At 64.3% G+C, this 15,773-nt stretch carries 16 protein-coding genes; 3 read left to right on the top strand and 13 right to left on the bottom strand.

Features of this window, described 5'->3' with window-relative positions:
• Positions 1–68 precede the first annotated feature (68 nt).
• The 12 genes from HDG33_RS03895 to HDG33_RS03840 all read right to left on the bottom strand — a co-directional run bounded on the left by HDG33_RS03895 (position 69) and on the right by HDG33_RS03840 (position 11,192).
• Positions 69–581 (bottom strand): ureidoglycolate lyase, encoded by a 513-nt coding sequence (locus HDG33_RS03895; protein WP_184022669.1) that lies wholly within the window; start codon positions 579–581, stop codon positions 69–71.
• Positions 578–1,588, bottom strand: coding sequence for an allantoicase (gene alc / locus HDG33_RS03890; protein WP_184022668.1), 1,011 nt, complete (start codon positions 1,586–1,588; stop codon positions 578–580). The genes HDG33_RS03895 and alc overlap by 4 nt, the downstream gene beginning before the upstream one ends.
• A gap of 67 nt (positions 1,589–1,655) precedes the next feature.
• Positions 1,656–2,177, bottom strand: a complete 522-nt coding sequence (uraD, locus tag HDG33_RS03885; protein ID WP_184022667.1) for a 2-oxo-4-hydroxy-4-carboxy-5-ureidoimidazoline decarboxylase — start codon at positions 2,175–2,177, stop codon at positions 1,656–1,658.
• Positions 2,174–3,124 (bottom strand): allantoinase PuuE, encoded by a 951-nt coding sequence (puuE, locus tag HDG33_RS03880; protein ID WP_184022666.1) that lies wholly within the window; start codon positions 3,122–3,124, stop codon positions 2,174–2,176. The genes uraD and puuE overlap by 4 nt, the downstream gene beginning before the upstream one ends.
• Before the next feature lie 194 nt (positions 3,125–3,318).
• Entirely contained in the window at positions 3,319–4,101 is a 783-nt protein-coding gene (locus HDG33_RS03875; RefSeq protein WP_184022665.1) for an aspartate/glutamate racemase family protein, read from the bottom strand.
• 48 nt (positions 4,102–4,149) lie between these two features.
• A complete protein-coding gene (locus HDG33_RS03870) occupies positions 4,150–5,631 on the bottom strand; it encodes an NCS1 family nucleobase:cation symporter-1 (protein ID WP_184022664.1) in 1,482 nt (493 codons plus the stop codon).
• Between the two features lie 367 nt (positions 5,632–5,998).
• A complete protein-coding gene (locus HDG33_RS03865) occupies positions 5,999–6,712 on the bottom strand; it encodes a GntR family transcriptional regulator (RefSeq protein ID WP_184022663.1) in 714 nt (237 codons plus the stop codon).
• A gap of 320 nt (positions 6,713–7,032) precedes the next feature.
• On the bottom strand, positions 7,033–7,959 hold the full coding sequence (gene ldcA / locus HDG33_RS03860) for a muramoyltetrapeptide carboxypeptidase (RefSeq protein WP_184022662.1): 927 nt from the start codon (positions 7,957–7,959) through the stop codon (positions 7,033–7,035).
• Positions 7,960–7,985: 26 nt separating this feature from the next.
• Entirely contained in the window at positions 7,986–8,714 is a 729-nt protein-coding gene (gene tadA, locus HDG33_RS03855) for a tRNA adenosine(34) deaminase TadA (protein WP_184022661.1), read from the bottom strand.
• A complete protein-coding gene (locus tag HDG33_RS03850) occupies positions 8,711–9,112 on the bottom strand; it encodes a DnaJ family domain-containing protein (protein ID WP_184022660.1) in 402 nt (133 codons plus the stop codon). The genes tadA and HDG33_RS03850 overlap by 4 nt, the downstream gene beginning before the upstream one ends.
• Before the next feature lie 457 nt (positions 9,113–9,569).
• Positions 9,570–10,169 (bottom strand): 2'-5' RNA ligase family protein, encoded by a 600-nt coding sequence (locus HDG33_RS03845; protein ID WP_184022659.1) that lies wholly within the window; start codon positions 10,167–10,169, stop codon positions 9,570–9,572.
• 120 nt (positions 10,170–10,289) lie between these two features.
• On the bottom strand, positions 10,290–11,192 hold the full coding sequence (locus tag HDG33_RS03840) for a LysR family transcriptional regulator (protein WP_184022658.1): 903 nt from the start codon (positions 11,190–11,192) through the stop codon (positions 10,290–10,292).
• Between the two features lie 125 nt (positions 11,193–11,317).
• Here HDG33_RS03840 and HDG33_RS03835 point away from each other — a divergent pair, with 125 nt between their 5' ends.
• Both HDG33_RS03835 and HDG33_RS03830 read left to right on the top strand, forming a co-directional pair.
• Positions 11,318–12,601: an MFS transporter gene (locus tag HDG33_RS03835; protein WP_184022657.1), complete on the top strand. Its 1,284-nt coding sequence runs from the start codon at positions 11,318–11,320 to the stop codon at positions 12,599–12,601.
• Between the two features lie 51 nt (positions 12,602–12,652).
• A complete protein-coding gene (locus HDG33_RS03830; RefSeq protein WP_184022656.1) occupies positions 12,653–13,633 on the top strand; it encodes an amidohydrolase family protein in 981 nt (326 codons plus the stop codon).
• Here HDG33_RS03830 and HDG33_RS38000 read toward each other — a convergent pair.
• Complete coding sequence (locus HDG33_RS38000; RefSeq protein WP_409258956.1) at positions 13,528–14,055, bottom strand: DUF2827 family protein; 528 nt, start codon at positions 14,053–14,055, stop codon at positions 13,528–13,530. The genes HDG33_RS03830 and HDG33_RS38000 overlap by 106 nt on opposite strands.
• Before the next feature lie 257 nt (positions 14,056–14,312).
• Between HDG33_RS38000 and HDG33_RS03820 the strand changes: the two genes are divergently transcribed.
• Positions 14,313–15,773, top strand: a complete 1,461-nt coding sequence (locus HDG33_RS03820) for a DUF3375 domain-containing protein (protein ID WP_184022655.1) — start codon at positions 14,313–14,315, stop codon at positions 15,771–15,773.

The following is a 15,773-nucleotide window of genomic DNA, read 5'->3' as shown; positions in this document are numbered from 1 at the left end:
CGTAACGCACGTCGCGGGCCTGTTCTTCGAACCACAACGCTGCCGGCGACCCGGCAGCTGCATCGCCATCAAACCGCCACCGCGCTCAGCGCATCTTCCGTGAGCCACAGCGACTCCGCCAGATCCTGCTCGTTCAGATTGAGCCCCTCGCCGCCACGATCGACGACGATAAAGTCGCTCGTCTCGCCCAATGCGATCAGCGGATGGTGCCACACGCCTTTCGCGTAGTTGACGCCCTGCCAGCCAGTGGTGACGAACGCGCGGATCTCCTTCGTGTCGAGTTCGCCCGCGGGCGCGACGACGACCAGATACGGCTTGTCGTTGAGCGGCACGAACGCCTGGCTGCCAAGCGGATGACGCTCGAGCATCTTCACTTCGAACGGCAGCGTGCGCGGCTGGCCACGAAACAGATTGACGAGCGTGCGGCCGTGCTCGTCGGTCACGTCGACCTTCGCGAGGTCGTGATAGCGGATCGTCGTGCCGAGGTTGATCGGAATCTGCTTCGCGCCTTCGAGTTCGATCACGTCGCCGAATGCGGCGAACGCCGCTTTCGTCAGCGGTTCGATGGCGAGCGTTTTCATTCGAGCGTACCCCACAGACGCAGACGCGACACGCCGCCGTCCGGATAGATGTTGAAGCGCACATGCGTAACGGGCCCGAGCGCCGCGATCTCGCTCTCGAAGAAATGCTGCTTGTCCATCTGCAGTTTCTGTTCGCCAAGCAGCACCGGCCAGAACATCGCCTGCGTGACGAGCGAGCTGTCGGTCCCGCCCTTCACGTACGCGGCCTGGATCGAACAGCGATCCGGATAATTGCCCTTGAAGTGCGCGGTGTCGACTTCGATCTTGCGGATCACGCCCGGCTGCGCGAGCGCGATGATCGCCCAGTCGTTGCCCGGCTCGCGACGACGACGCGTTTCCCAGCCGTCGCCCATATTCACGCCGCGACCCGGCATCAGCAGCGTCGAGGCCGCGCCGAAGTGCTGGTTGTTCGCGCCGACCAGATACGCGCCGTTTTCCATCGCGGCGAGATCGAACTGCTCGGTGCGGCTCGCGCCGGCCCAGTCGACCTGCGGCTGACCGTAAACACGCAGACGCGCGATGCCGCCGTCCGGATAGATGTTCACGCGCAGATGCGTGTACGCGCTCGCGTCGCCGACTTCGAGGTAGTGGTGGCTATTGCCCTGCAACGTGGTCGACGGCACGATCTCGGTCCATTGCGTCGCCTGATTCGGCTCGCCATCCGCAACGCGCGCCGCTTCCACCGACGCCGCCGGCGGGAAGTTGCCGGTGAAGTGGCTCGTGTCGAGGTCGAGTCCCTTGATCACGCCGGGCCGCGCGAGCTTGACGATGCACCAGTCGTAGCCGGTCGTGCGCTTGCGGCGCGTTTCCCAGCCGTCCATCCACTTGCCGTTGTCGTCGTACTTGCCCGGAATGAAGACGGCCGGTTCCGGATTCAGCATGCGGTTCTTCGGTGCGAAGAATTCGTCGCTAGCCTCGAGCGCCTGCGCGCCCAGACGCGGGTCCGCCAGGTTCACGTAACGGCGCGTGAATTCCGGTGCGTTGGGGTCGAGAATCGGAAGTGCCATCTTTGTCGTCCTTGAGATCGATTGGTGCGGGAAAAACGTTACGGCTCGCTGCGTGACGCAGTGCGCGTCACGCGCCGATCAGGTCGTCGAGCCGCAAACGTGCAATGCGATAGATCTGATCGAGGCTCGCGCGCAGTTCGTCGGCGCGGCTGTTGTTCACGCGCGATTCGAAGTTCGCGATGATGCCGTGGCGGTCGTAGCCGCGTACCGCGAGAACGAACGGAAAACCGAATTTCTCGCGATACGCTTGATTGAGCGCATGCAGCTTGTCGAACTCTTCCTGCGTGCATTGCGCGAGACCCGCGCCGCTTTGCTCGCGCGTCGACTCGGCGGTCAGCTCGCCGCGCACCGCGGCCTTGCCGGCCAGCTCCGGGTGCGCGTTGATCAGCGCGAGCTGCTTGTCCTCGCCAGACGTTTCGACGATCTGCGACATCCTGCGATGCAGCTCGTCGATGCTCGCGAACGGCCGCTCCCGCGCCGCAATCTCCGCGACCCACGGCGAGTGCTCGAAGACGCCCGACAGCGCCGCGACGAACGCGTCGGTCGAGATCCTGTTGAGTTGGTCCAGGGTGTATTGCATCGCCTTCATGCCGCAGCCTCGCGGCTGTCTTGCTGGTAAGGATGAGTTTCGTGCCAGTGTCGCGCGATATCGACGCGCCGCGACACCCACACGCGATCGTGTTGTTCGATGTGATCGAGAAAGCGCTGCAGCGCCCGAAAACGCCCGGGCCGCCCGAGCAGCCGGCAGTGCATGCCGATCGACAGCATCTTCGGCACTTCGTCGCCCTCTTCGTACAGCACGTCGAATGCGTCGCGCAGGTAGGTGAAGAAGTGGTCCGCGGTGTTGAAGCCTTGCGGGGTGGCGAAGCGCATGTCGTTGGTGTCGAGCGTGTACGGCACGATCAACTGCGGCACGGTCTTGCCGCCCGCCACCTCGACGTCCATCCAGAACGGCAGGTCGTCGCCGTAGTAATCGGAGTCGTACAGGAAGCCGCCATATTCGGCGACCAGCCGATGGGTATTCGGACTGTCGCGGCCGGTGTACCAGCCGAGCGGCCGCACGCCGGTCACGCGCTCGATCGCCTCCATGCCGAGGCGCATGTGCTGCGCTTCCTGCTCCGGCGACATGTCCTGATAGTGAATCCAGCGATAGCCGTGGCACGCGATCTCATGTCCGAGTTCGACGAACGCCCGCGCAACTTCTGGATGCCGTTCGATCGCCATGCCGACGCCGAACACCGTCAGCGGCAGGTCGCGCCTTTCGAATTCGCGCAGGATGCGCCACACGCCCGCGCGCGAGCCGTATTCGTAGATCGACTCCATGCTCATGTGCCGCGCCGGATATGCCGCCGCGCCCACGATCTCCGACAGGAACTGCTCGGAAGCGGGATCGCCGTGCAGCACGCAGTTTTCGCCGCCCTCTTCGTAATTGAGGACGAATTGCACCGCAACGCGCGCTCGCCCCGGCCAGTTCGGATGCACCGGGTGGCGGCCGTAGCCGATCAGATCGCGTGGGTAGTTCGGGTCGAGTGGCATGGTTTGACGGATGCGTAGTGACGGGACCAGGAATGCGCGTGAACGCGGTTCGAAACCCCTCGACAACGGTGCGGGGTTCACACGTGTAGCCACGCAACAGGCGGCTTCAGCGGCTGCGGAAACCGCAGCGCCGAGTTGACCCAGTGTAGCGAAAACACTCCGGTGCGCCCATACAGCCGGGCAGATAGTGCGTGTTACAGCGAGTGTATGTGCGAGTCCGCCGATTCGGCGTTTACCCGCAGGGGACCGGGGCTGAACGACGCGAGCGCGCCGTCGTAGCGCTTCGCGAGCGGCCGCGCGTAGTCGCCGCGTTTGGCCGTCGCGAGACGCAGCGCCACCAGCGCCTCGGTCCATTTGACGGCCGCCGTCACGCCTTCGATCACCGGCGCGCCGAGCGCATCCTCGATCTCCGCGCACAGTTCGGCCATGCCCGCGCAGCCGAGCACGATCGCGTCCGAGCCGTCCTCGGCGAGCGCGCGCCGGCATTCGTCGAGGATGATGCGGCGCGCCGCCGAGCCCGGCTTGTCGAGATCGAGCACGGCGACGTCGGTCGCACGCACGTTGCGGCAGAAGCGCTTCATGCCGTAGCGCTCGGCCAGATGCCAGGCCATGCCGCAGGTGCGCGCGAGCGTCGTCACGACCGAAAAGCCCCGCGCGAGCACGCTCGCCGCGTGCATCGCCGCCTCGGCGATGCCGATCACCGGGCCGCGCGCCAACTCGCGGGCCGCATAGAGACCGGGGTCGCCGAAGCACGCAATCACGTAGCCGTCGCAGCCGTCCAGTTCGCCGGCCGCGACTTCGGCGAGCAGACCGGGCGTGGCGAGCGCTTCGTCGTAATAGCCCTCGATCGACGGCGGCCCCATCGTCGGATTGACGGCGATCACTTCGGTGCCGGGCGCGGCGACGTCGCGCGCGCAGCGCCCCATCGCCTCGGTCATGCGGCGCGTCGTGTTCGGATTGATCAGTTTGATACGCATGGCGACTCCTGTTCGACTCGTTATTGCAGCGACGAAAGCCCGTGAAACTCAGCGTGCGAGCATCCGGTAAAACAGCGCGCCGAGTCCCGCGCCGATGAACCACGAGAAATTCGCGCAGCCGTCCAGCCCCGGCACCATCACGCAGATCACCGCGATCAGCGCGGCCGGCAGCAACGCGGCCACCGCGCGATAGTTGACGCCGTTGCGATACCAGTACGAGCCGCTCGGCGCGACCGTGTACAGATCGTGGAGCACGATCTTCTGACGTTTCACGAGGTAGAAGTCGACGATCAGGACGCCGTACAAAGGTCCGATGAAGCTGCCGAGCACGTCGAGCGTGTAGTGGATCACGGCCGGATTGTTGAACAGGTTCCACGGCGTGATGAACACCGACGCCACCGCCGCGAGCATGCCGCCCGCGCGCCAGCTGATCAGACGCGGTGCAACGTTCGAGAAGTCGAAGGCCGGCGACACGAAGTTCGCGACGATGTTGATGCCGATCGTCGCGATCGTGAAGGTCAGCGCGCCGAGAATCACGGCCATCGGATAGTCGATGCGGCCCACCGTCTCGACCGGGTCCGTGATCAGTTCGCCGAACACCGGCAGCGTGGCCGCGGTCGTGATCACCGTGACGAGCGAGAACGCGAGGAAGTTGACCGGCAGGCCCCAGAAGTTGCCGCGCTTGACGCTGCGAAAGCTCCTGCCGTAGCGCGAGAAGTCACCGAAATTCAGCATCGGTCCGGAGAAGTACGACACCACCAGCGAGATCGCCGTGATCATCACCGGTACCACTTCCATGCCGTGATATTTGACGCCGCCGAGGTTGATGCCGATGTTGCGCAAACCCGCGCGATACACCATGTAGCCGGCGAGAATGAACATCACGACGTAGACGGCTGGCCCGGCGAAGTCGATGAACTTCTTGATGGTCTCCATGCCGTGCCAGAACACCAGCGCCTGCAGTACCCACAGCAGCATGAAGCCCGCCCAGCCGAGCGTCGACAGACCGAGCAGACCATGCCGATGCACGTCCGCGTACGGCAGCAGTTGCGGCACGAACTTCAGCACGACGATCACGAGCGCGCTCGACGCGAGATAGGTCTGGATGCCGTACCACGCGACCGCGATCAGGCCGCGGATCACTGCGGGGACATTCGCGCCGAGCACGCCGAAGGTCGCGCGGCACGCGACCGGATACGGCACGCCGTTCAGCTGGCTCGGCTTCGCGATCAGGTTGCACAGTACGTTCACGAGCGTGATGCCGATCAGCAGCGACACCAGCACCTGCCAGCTCGTCAGGCCGAGCGCGAACAGACTCCCCGCGAATACATAGCCACCCACGCTATGCACGTCCGACATCCAGAACGCGAAGATGTTGTACGCGCTCCAGTTCTGCGCGCGCAGCGGCGCGAGGTCCTCGTTGTAGAGCCGCTCGCTGTAGCCGGCCGGCATCGACGGATCGGTTTGAGCCGTGCCGTCCGGATAGTTGGAGATGGGGTGACTGCCTGGCGCTGCACTGAACTGAGCCATGATTCCTCCTTTGGATAGGGACCGTCGAAAGAGCATCGACGGACATTGCATCGGCCATGCCAGTTGCTCGCTTCTCGTCCCGCGTGGGTCGAAGAAGTCGGCGTCGTGGTCCCGGACCGTGCCGCGCGTGTCTCCGTACTGACGTACTTGTGGTTGTCGCATCGCCAGCCGCCGCGGCTTTGCGGCGATGCGTCGCTACCCGAGCTCCGTCGTCTCGCGACGGACGTGCGTGTTCAGGCCGGCGGCGCTCACGCGAGGCCGCCTGGCCGTGCATCTATCGGTTCAGTTCAATTCAGTGCGGCGCGCACCACGAACGGGCGCTCGCCTGCTGCTTGCCTCAGCCTGGGGTGGAGTCGGCTTCGGCTGTCTAGGTGGATGCTTCTTTCGACGCAAGCGCGCCGAATACTTCATGCAGATCCGCTGCCCCGCGCGCGGGGCGCTCCAGCATCTTCAACTCGACGCTTTGCAGATGGCGCGACATCAGCGCGGCCGCCTGCTTCGCATCGCCGGCGTCGAGCGCGGCGAGAATCGCTTCGTGGTCCTCGAACGAGCACGGGCTGCGTCCGAGCGATTCGTACAGCGCGGAAATCAGCGTGGAACGCGCGACCAGCCCGTTCAGGCAATCGCACAACACTGAGTTGCCGGTCAGGTTCGCGAGCTCCGTATGAAACTCGCCCGACAAGCGGATCCATGCCGGAAAATCCCGCGTTTCGAATGCCTTGCGTTCCCGGCCGATCCTGCCGCCGATGTTCTTCAGACGCCGCATGCCGTGTCCGCTACAGATCTTTTCGACGACGGCCAGCTCGATGATGCGGCGCATTTCGAACACCTCGTGCACCTCCTGCAACGACGGACTCGCGACGAACGCGCCACGATTCGGCTCGAGATCGACGAGGCGCTCACTCGCCAGCTGCGACAGCGCCTTGCGGATGGGGCCGCGCTTCACACCGAATACTTCGCATAGCTGAGCTTCGGTGAGTTTCGCGCCGGGTGCCAGCCGGTGCTCGAGGATCGCCGCGCGGATGCGCTCGGCGATTGCTTCGGGCTTCGAACTGTTCGCGACGGATTCGGTGTCGGACATGATTGGCGTCTCGGTATGTTGGTCATCATAGGACGGACACAAATATTGTCAACAATTTTTGCGTCGATTTTCGACAGTTTTTGTGCTGCGCTGCGTCAGCAGAAGCCCTGCGACCCTAGCTGCGCGGCTGTCTGGCGGGAATCTTACCCGGTTTTGACAATGCCAAGACGAGTAGTGGCAGCCAGTTTTTGTCAACAAAAACTGCAAACATTGGCGAAGGGTGTGGGAGGTGGTGAATGTGGAAATACTGACAGTTAGTTGCGTTACTGACGCAATAAAAAGCGGGCGATCCGCCCGCCTCCGCCCCGCCCACGACGGCTTCAGCCAATGCTCGGATAATCCGACGCCGTCAGCCTGAAGCCATGCGCATTGGCGACCAGATGCGCGGCCGCGCCGACCGGCAGCGTCACCATGTTATGAACGTGCCCGAACTGCAGCCCCGTCACGACAGGAATGCCGATCAGCGAGCGCACTTGCTCGACCATCGCGTGCAGGTCGTAGCCGTTGTCGTAGTCGTACGGCTTGCCGCCCGAGAAATCACCGAGCACGAGCGCCTTCTGCTGCGCGAGGATGCCGGCCAGATGCAGTTGATAGATCATCCGCTCGATGCGGAACGGCTGCTCGTTGACGTCCTCGACGAACAGGATGCCGCCCTGCAGCGGCGGCATGTACGGCGTGCCGACAAGCGACGCCACCACTGCCAGATTGCCGCCCCACAGCGTGCCCGTTACGTCGACGCTCTGCGCTTGCGGCGTGTCGCTCGCGACCGTGATGGTCGGCTGCGTCAACGCCGACCAGAAATGCCGCATCGTGAATTCGCTGAGCTGCTCGGCGCCGAAATCACTCATCAGCATCGGGCCGCCGAAGGTCTTCAAGCCGGCGCGCGCGAGCAGCGCCAGTTGGATCGCGGTGAAGTCGCTGTGACCGACCAGCGCTATCGGCTGATCGGCGAGCCGCCGCTGCAGCCCCTCGTAGTCGAGACCGTGCAGAATCCGCACCGCGCCGTAGCCGCCGCGCACGGCCAACACGACATCGGGCAGCTCACGCGATGGATCGGCGAGCCGGTTCAGATCGGCCGCGCGCTCGCCGTCGGTGCCCGCGAAGCGCTGGTAGCGGCGCTTCGCGGCCTCCTCGCCATCGACTCGATGCCCCTGCGCACGCAGCCGATGCAGCGCGCGATGCAGCACCTCCGGATCATGCGGATAGCCGGATGGCGCAATCAGTTCGATGGTGCGAGAAGCGGTCATGGCGAGACCCGTTGGGCGTTGTCGTTTTAGAGCGGCGTGGTTGGGGGCGGTTCGCTGCTGGAGGGTGTGGCGGTGTCAACGGCCGCATCGGCCGCTTCAGCCGTTTCGCCGCGCGCCGCCGCGCGGGCTGCGCGACTCGTCCGACGCCGCTCGGCAAAAAACGACCTGAGCGCGGCACCACATTCGGCTTCGAGAACGCCGCCGCTGACCGTCGTGTGATGGTTCAACTGAGGATTCGCGAACGCATCGACCACGCTGCCGCACGCGCCGGTTTTTGGATCGCGCGCGCCGAACACGACACGGGCGATGCGCGCGTGCATGATCGCGCCGGCGCACATCAGGCAAGGCTCGAGCGTCACATAGAGTTCGCAACCCGGCAGACGGTAGTTTTCGAGCGACTGCGCGGCTGCGCGCAGCGCGACCATTTCGGCGTGCGCGGACGGGTCATGCGCGCCGATCGGATGATTGAAGCCCGTGGCGATGACTTCGTCGCCGCGCACGAGCACCGCGCCGACCGGTACTTCGCCGGCTGCGCGCGCTTCTTCGGCGGCGGCCTGAGCGAGCGCCATGAAGCGCAGGTCGCGTTCGGAGATGATGGGAGCGTCGGAATTTCCGGGAGGGATGGCGGCAGCGGCCATCGGGTGATCAGCCGCCGGTGCGAAGACCGCGCCGATGCAGGCGCCAACGGATTTCTCACCGGCCTCGGCTTGCGCAGAAGAGTCGATCGAGGCGGCACACGGGAGCGGCTCGTTCACTGCGAACCCGCGGCGGCTACATCGACATTGCCCACGCGCTCAGAGAGACGCTCCGCGATGCGGCGGCAATATTCGCGCGGCAGGACCATCGGGCCGCCGCGCAGCGATTCGAGCGCCATATCGAGCGCGAGCATGCGCGCCTGAAGACGGCAACGGGTCGGCTGATCGCTCACGGCATTCAGCTCCGTTTGCAGATCGCGCAACGCGCGAAGCTGCTCGACGGCGGGCGGCACGAAGCCCGCATTTTTCAGAATCCGGTTGGCGACGCGCACCTCTTCCGGCACCAACGCATCGTCGTCGAGGGCCAGCGGCGCGCGCGCTCCCGGCAAGTCGTCGAACTCTCCGCGCGCGGCGGCGGCGGCAATACGCTGTTCGACAAGCGCATCAAGCAATTTCATCTGCAATCCACAACGTTGCGGCCCGAGCATTCTATCAGGGAGCGCACGGGCGCTCCGTGCTCACTTGACGCCATAAAGGCGACGATTTGCCGGCAACCCGGCATTTGACGGTGCTTCAGCGTGGACTTAGAGTAAGTCATCAAGTCGCACAACGCGCGCGGCGCTTAACCGGCGCGGCACGCAGAGGTTCCCTCTCGTCGAATTTGACGCCGCCATGCCATTCAAACCGATCGGCCGTCCCAGTGCTCTTCCCGTCCAAGCGTCTCGGCGGATCGGCGTGCGTAGCGCGCTGGCGGCGATTACCGCGGCCGTGCTGCTTTCCGGCTGCGGCGTTTTTTGCGGTGGCGCCGCGGCGAGCGGCGGCGCCTATGCCGGGGGCTGCGGGACGAGCGTGCGGTTCTAGCCGGCGCCTCGCGAAACAGCCGCGAATTCGTTACCGAGGTGGCACGCCCCTCCCTCAGCTCGGCCCCACCAACGGCCAACGCCCGAGGACGATATGTCTGGTCCGTCCCAGCAGGCTGTGCATCAGCGCAAACTCGCGCACATTCCAGCACGCCGCCTCGGCCGTATGGCGCTCGATCCACTGCATCCCGTACGCCAGCGTCACGTGCGGCGTAAAACGTGCGTCGGGCTCGATGCCGTCGTCGCGCAAGCCCGCTTCGAGCGCATCGTGAAGCGCCTGCAGTCCGTGCACACCGTGCTCGCCCACCAGCACCGCCGGCCCGAGCCGCGGCCTTTTCGCGAAGCTGGCGACCGCGTCGAATTCGACCGTAAATGGCGCCATGCTGACCGCCGCGGCCGCCCGTTTCGCCGCCTCGACCACATCCGCCGGCAAGCCGCCCGCGAAATTGCCGAGATGCCTGAGCGTGACGTGCAAGCGGTTCGCCGCGAGCGGTTTGCCGCGCACGCCGCTGCGCACGCGTGCCTCCACACAAAGCTGCTGCGCGAACTTCGCGATACCGGCCGCGGTATTGGCATCGGGATAGACCGCGAAAAAGAGCCCGTCGGTGGGCGGGGGCGGCGCCTCGAGCCCGGGCAACCACAGTTGTTCAGGCATCGCGCCTCGTTCCTTCGCTGATTCTTTCCGTCGATCCGCACACCGCCGCACAAGCGGCCCATTGCAGTCATGATACTGTATATTCATACAGTATGACAGGCCGTGTGCAACTGCGACGCGCTACAGATCGGCCGGCTTGCCGATGCGTTTGTACCAAAGCTCGATAAACGACTCGGCCGCCGGCGACAGCGAATGCTCGGCGCGTCGGATCAGATTCACGTCGCGTGTGACGAGCGGCGCTTCAAGCCTGCGCGCGACCAGATCGCGATGGGGAAACGACCCGAGCAGAATGCCCGGAAAAATCGCGATGCCGAGACCGGCCTGCACCATCGAAAGCCCGGTCGTCATATAGGACACTTCGTACTCGACCGCCTTGCGCATGCCGAGCGTGAACAACGTTTCGTCGATCAACTTGCGGATGCCGCTCGTCGACTTGATGCCGATCCACGGATACTGCAGCGCATCCTTCCAGCTCACACGCCGCTTTTTCGCGAGTGCCGAATCCTTGCGGCAGATCGCGCACAAGTTGTCGCGCGCGAGGCATTGCAGCGTGATGCCCTCGGGGCGCTCGCTGATCGTGCCGATGCCGAACTCGACGTCGCCCGTCAGCGTCGACGCGGTCAGGCGATCGGGCGCGGCGTCGTCGACCGAGACCTCGATATTCGGGTACAGCGCGCGATATTCGGCGAGCAGTTTCGGCACGATCGCCGCCGCGATCGACGGCGTCGCCGCGAAGCGCAGCCGACCGCGCTCGCGCCCGGCCAGCTCCTTCACGCTCAACTGGATCGACTCGAGATCACGCAGCATCCGCTCGACGGTCGGCAGGATTTCATGCGCGGCCGCAGTCGGGCGCAACGAGCGCGACGTGCGGTCGAACAGCCGCAGGCCGAGCGCCTCCTCCATTTGCCGGATCAATACGCTGACCGCGGGCTGGGTGATGAACATCTCGTCGGCCGCGCGCGTCAGCACGCCGAAACGGCAGACGAGCGCGAATGCGCGCAACTGTTTGATGGTTGGGGTCATGGAAGCGCAATCATAAAGTTACTTTATGGGACCATTGATTTTGTTCGATTGTTTTCATTCCGACAGTACCCTACATTGCTCTCCTACGCAGCGCGCAGCCGTTCAAAAAACGACAGGAGACAGTCGTGACAGCAATCGATTCGCGCAAACGCTTGATCGGCGCAATGGCGTCGACGCTCGGCAACGTGCTCGAGTGGTACGACTTCGTCGTGTTCGGGTTTCTGTCGATCATCATCGCGAAGCAGTTCTTCCCCAGCCACAGCGAGTACGCCGCGCTGATGCTCACCACGGCGACGTTCGGCGCGGGCTTCGTCGTGCGGCCGCTCGGCGGGATTCTGCTGGGCATGTACGCGGACCGCAAAGGCCGCAAGGCAGGCCTCACGCTCGTCATCGCGATGATGACGGTGGCCGCCGCGATGATCGCGCTCACCCCCGGCTTCCAGCAGATCGGCCTGATCGCGCCGGCGATCGTGCTGTGCGCGCGTCTGTTGCAGGGCATTTCGGCCGGCGGCGAATTCGGCACCGCGACCGCGATGTTGATCGAATATGCACCGACAGCGCGCCGCAATCTGTATGGCAGCTGGCAGATGTTCGCGCAGGCCCTGGGCGCGTTGCTCGCGGTCGCGATGGGCAGCGCGCTCACGCATCTGTTCACGCATGAGGCGCTCGAGTCGTGGGCATGGCGCATTCCGTTCCTGCTTGGTCTGCTGATCGGCCCGGTCGGCTTCTATATCCGCCGCAACCTGCCCGAAACCGAGGCGTTCCAGAAGCTCGGCGCGCGCGTGAAGGTGCCGTTCTCGCGCGTCGTGATGCACTATCCGCGCGAGTTGTTCGTCGCGACCGCGCTGTCGGCCGCGCTCAACGTGATGGCCTACGTGATCATCACGTATCTGCCGATTTACGCGGTGCAGAACCTGCATATGCCGGTGACGCTGCCGTTTTCCGTGCTGCTCGCGAGCGTGCTGCTGCGCGTGGTGACGATTCCTCTATTCGGTCATCTCGCGGATCGCATCGGCGGCGAACGCTTGATTCGCGTCGCGCTCGCGCTGTTTCTCGTCGTGCTGTACCCCGCTTACTACTGGATCGTCAACGCGCCGTCGTTCGCGTCGATCATGTCCGTCGAACTCGGCTTCGCGTTGCTGATCAGCGCGTCGAACGCGCCGATTCCGACCGCGCTCGCCGGCCTGTTCCCGACCGAAGTCCGCTCGACCGGCCTCGCGATCTCGTACAACATCGGCGCGGCCGTTTTCGGCGGCTTCTCGCCGATGGTGCTGACGTGGCTGCTGCACGTGACTGGCAACAACATGATGCCGGCGCATTTCTGCGCGGTGTTCTTCGCGCTCGGCCTGATCGGCGCGTTCATGCTGAAACGCCGCGCCGCGCCGGTGAACGAGTTCGCCACCCAGTAGCCCGCTCATCCCCGTTTTCCTCTTACCCGCACTTTCTCCGGGAGATCCCGCATGCCTGTCATTGACGTTCATACGCACATCTTCACGCACAAATGGCTCGAACTGCTGCGGCAGCGCGGCGGTGCGTACAACATTCAGACGCGCCCCGACGGTCAGCAGGAAGTGTTTCGCGGCAACACGCCGGTCGTGATTCCGCAAAAAGGCCACTTCGATTTCGACATGCGGATCCGCCAGATGGATGAATCGGGCATCGATATTTCGGTCGTGTCGCTGACCTGCCCGAACGTGTACTGGGGCGATCAGGCAACCAGTTGCCTCGCCGCGCGCGAATCGAACGACACGATCGCCGAAGCACAGGCCAAATATCCCGGCCGCATCCGCTGGTTCACGTCGCTGCCGTGGGAATATCCGGAAGCGGCGCTCGAAGAACTGCGCCGCACCTGCGAGAACGGCGCGAGCGGCGTGATGGTGCTCGCGAACATCGCGGGACGCAGCCTCACCGATCCGATGTTCGCGCCGATCTGGGCCGAGATCGACCGTCGCGCGTTGCCGGTGCTCGTGCATCCGACCGATCCGCCCGGCGTCGATCTGATGGACATGACGAAGTTCGATCTGAGCTGGGCGGTCGGTTTCATGTTCGACACGACGCTCGCCATCACGCGGATGATCTTCGAAGGCTTCTTCGATCAGTATCCGGATCTGAAGCTCATCGCGTCACATGCGGGCGGCGCGTTGCCTTATCTGGCGGGCCGCTTCGAGAAAGGCAACGAGGTCGAGATCCCGCAACGTCGCAAGATGAAGCGCAAGCCGATCGATTATCTGCGCCATATCTACTACGACTGCATCACGTATAGCCCGGCGTCGTTCGAATTTCTCGTCTCGGTGGTCGGCGCGGATCGCGTGATGTTCGGCACCGACTGGCCGCATCAGGTGTACGACATTCGCGGTGCGTTCGCCAACACCGCGCGTCTGCCGAAGGAGCAATGCGACGCGATCCGCGGCAACAACGCGCTGCGGGTCTTCCGGTTCTGACGCGAGTCGCGGCGGCAGCGAGGACCTGATGCGCCGGGATACGCTGGCAATTCTGTTCTCGCAACGACACCTCGCCCTTGCGCCGCGCGCGACGACTGCCGCGGCGCTCGCGCGATCAGATCGTCGAGCAGCGCCGCGTAGGTGGCGACCGGCTGACGGTTATCCGGCAGGTAGCGGGCGATCTCCGTGCGCTGCTTCTCGCGATACCACGACGTATGCGCGTCGTGGCAATCTGTCGCTTCGATAGCCCTACGCGCCCCCTCTTCAACGTCGTTGTCCCGATAGTAGTAACCGAGGTCCGCGCACAGATGCGCGTTGTGCACCAGCGGATAGCCCTGCCAGCGCACCTCCAGGTAGAAGTAATTGAGCGGGTTTTCCAGTTGATGCGAAATCACGATGTCCGTGTTCTGAGCCAGAAACACGGGCGTTTCGTGTCGTCCGAGAACCCGCTCCGTTAAAAAAGCCAGCAAGACCGAGCATCTGAAGCCGATTCGATACCGTCGTCGACACCGTGAGCGAACCCCTGCGCGGGCGCCCACGTACACCGCCAGAAACACCGTGAAACTCATTCCGGAGCGGAGCCTTGCAAAATTGGGATGACAGTCGGAGTAGGATACTGGCCTTTTGAGCCAAAGTTCGGCGATCTCCTCAGGGGTGCCGAACCCGTCATCTCGCACCGATGCCCCTCGACTACCCTACCCTCGATGCGTTGCGCACGCGCCATCCCGCTTGGCGCCTGTTACGCTCCGACCACGCGCCGCTCGCTGTCAGCTTCCTGCACCGCGTGTTCGTCGCGCCAAACGTGCGCGTGGTGGCGGCTCCGCTTCTTGCCGAAGCACTCGAAGATGAGCTTTACGCGTTGCGCGAACAACTCGGCGATGACGCCTTCCCGAAGCCGGCGCTCGAGTATCTGAACGACTGGGCCAGCCCTGAAAAGGGATGGTTGCGCAAGTACTATCGCCAAGGTTCCGATGAACCGCAATTCGACCTGACCCCCGCCACGGAGAAAGCGATCGCGTGGCTCGGCACGCTGACGGAACGCAGCTTTGTCGGCACGGAATCGAGGCTCTTGACACTTTTCGAGCTGCTGCGGCAGATGGGCGAAGGCAGCGAGGCGGACCCCGAAAAGCGTCTTGCCGAGCTCCACACGCGGCGCGGCCAGATCGACGAAGAAATCGCCCGCGTGGAGGCCGGTGACGTTCGGCTGCTCGACGATGCCGCGCTCAAGGACCGCTTTCAGCAATTCATGCAGATGGCGCGCGACCTGCTCACGGATTTCCGAGAAGTCGAACAAAACTTTCGGCTGCTGGACCGACATGTGCGCGAGCGAATCGCGCTCTGGGAAGGATCGAAGGGTGCGCTCATCGAGCAAATCATGGGCGAGCGCGACGCGATCGCCGATTCGGACCAGGGCAGCAGCTTCCGGGCGTTTTGGGACTTCCTGATGTCGAGCCGCCGTCAAGAGGAACTCTCGAAACGGCTCGAACGCGTGCTGGCGCTGCCGGCGGTCATGGAAATGAGGCCCGACGCGCGCACGCGGCGCGTCCACCATGACTGGCTGGAAGCCGGCGAGCATACGCAGCGCACGGTAGCTCAGCTCTCGCAGCAGCTTCGACGCTTCCTCGACGATCAAGCGTGGCTCGAAAACCGCCGCATCATGGACATTCTGCGCGGTATCGAAACGAAAGCGCTTGCGCTGCGCGAAGCGCCCCCACCAGGCTCCGTCATGGAGATCGAGACCGCATCCACTGACATCGAGCTGCCGATGGAACGCCCGCTTTACGCGCCGGCGCTGCGCCCTCTCATTGCCAACGTCTCAATCGAAACCGGTGAGGCGAACCTCGATGCCTCGGCACTCTACACGCAGATCGTCGTCGATCGCGCGCGCCTCGCAGGCCATATCCGCCGATGCCTGCAAGATCGGCCGCAAGTGACGCTTGCCGAACTGACCGCTTCGCAGCCTCTCGAGCATGGGCTCGCCGAGCTCGTCGCCTATTTGCAACTGAGCGCCGAAGCTGGATCATTTCGCGCGACCGTCGATGAGACCATTTCCGATACGATCGAGTGGCAGGCGAACGACGCCAACGGAACACCAATCATTAAGCGCACGACGATGCCTCGTGTGATTTTCACAAGGTAG

Origin of the sequence: Paraburkholderia sp. Cpub6, assembly GCF_014201065.1 — a bacterium.
GTDB classification, from domain to species: domain Bacteria; phylum Pseudomonadota; class Gammaproteobacteria; order Burkholderiales; family Burkholderiaceae; genus Paraburkholderia; species Paraburkholderia tuberum.
The sequence above is the reverse complement of the archived record's forward strand: the minus strand, read 5'-3'. Positions and strand labels throughout refer to the sequence as shown.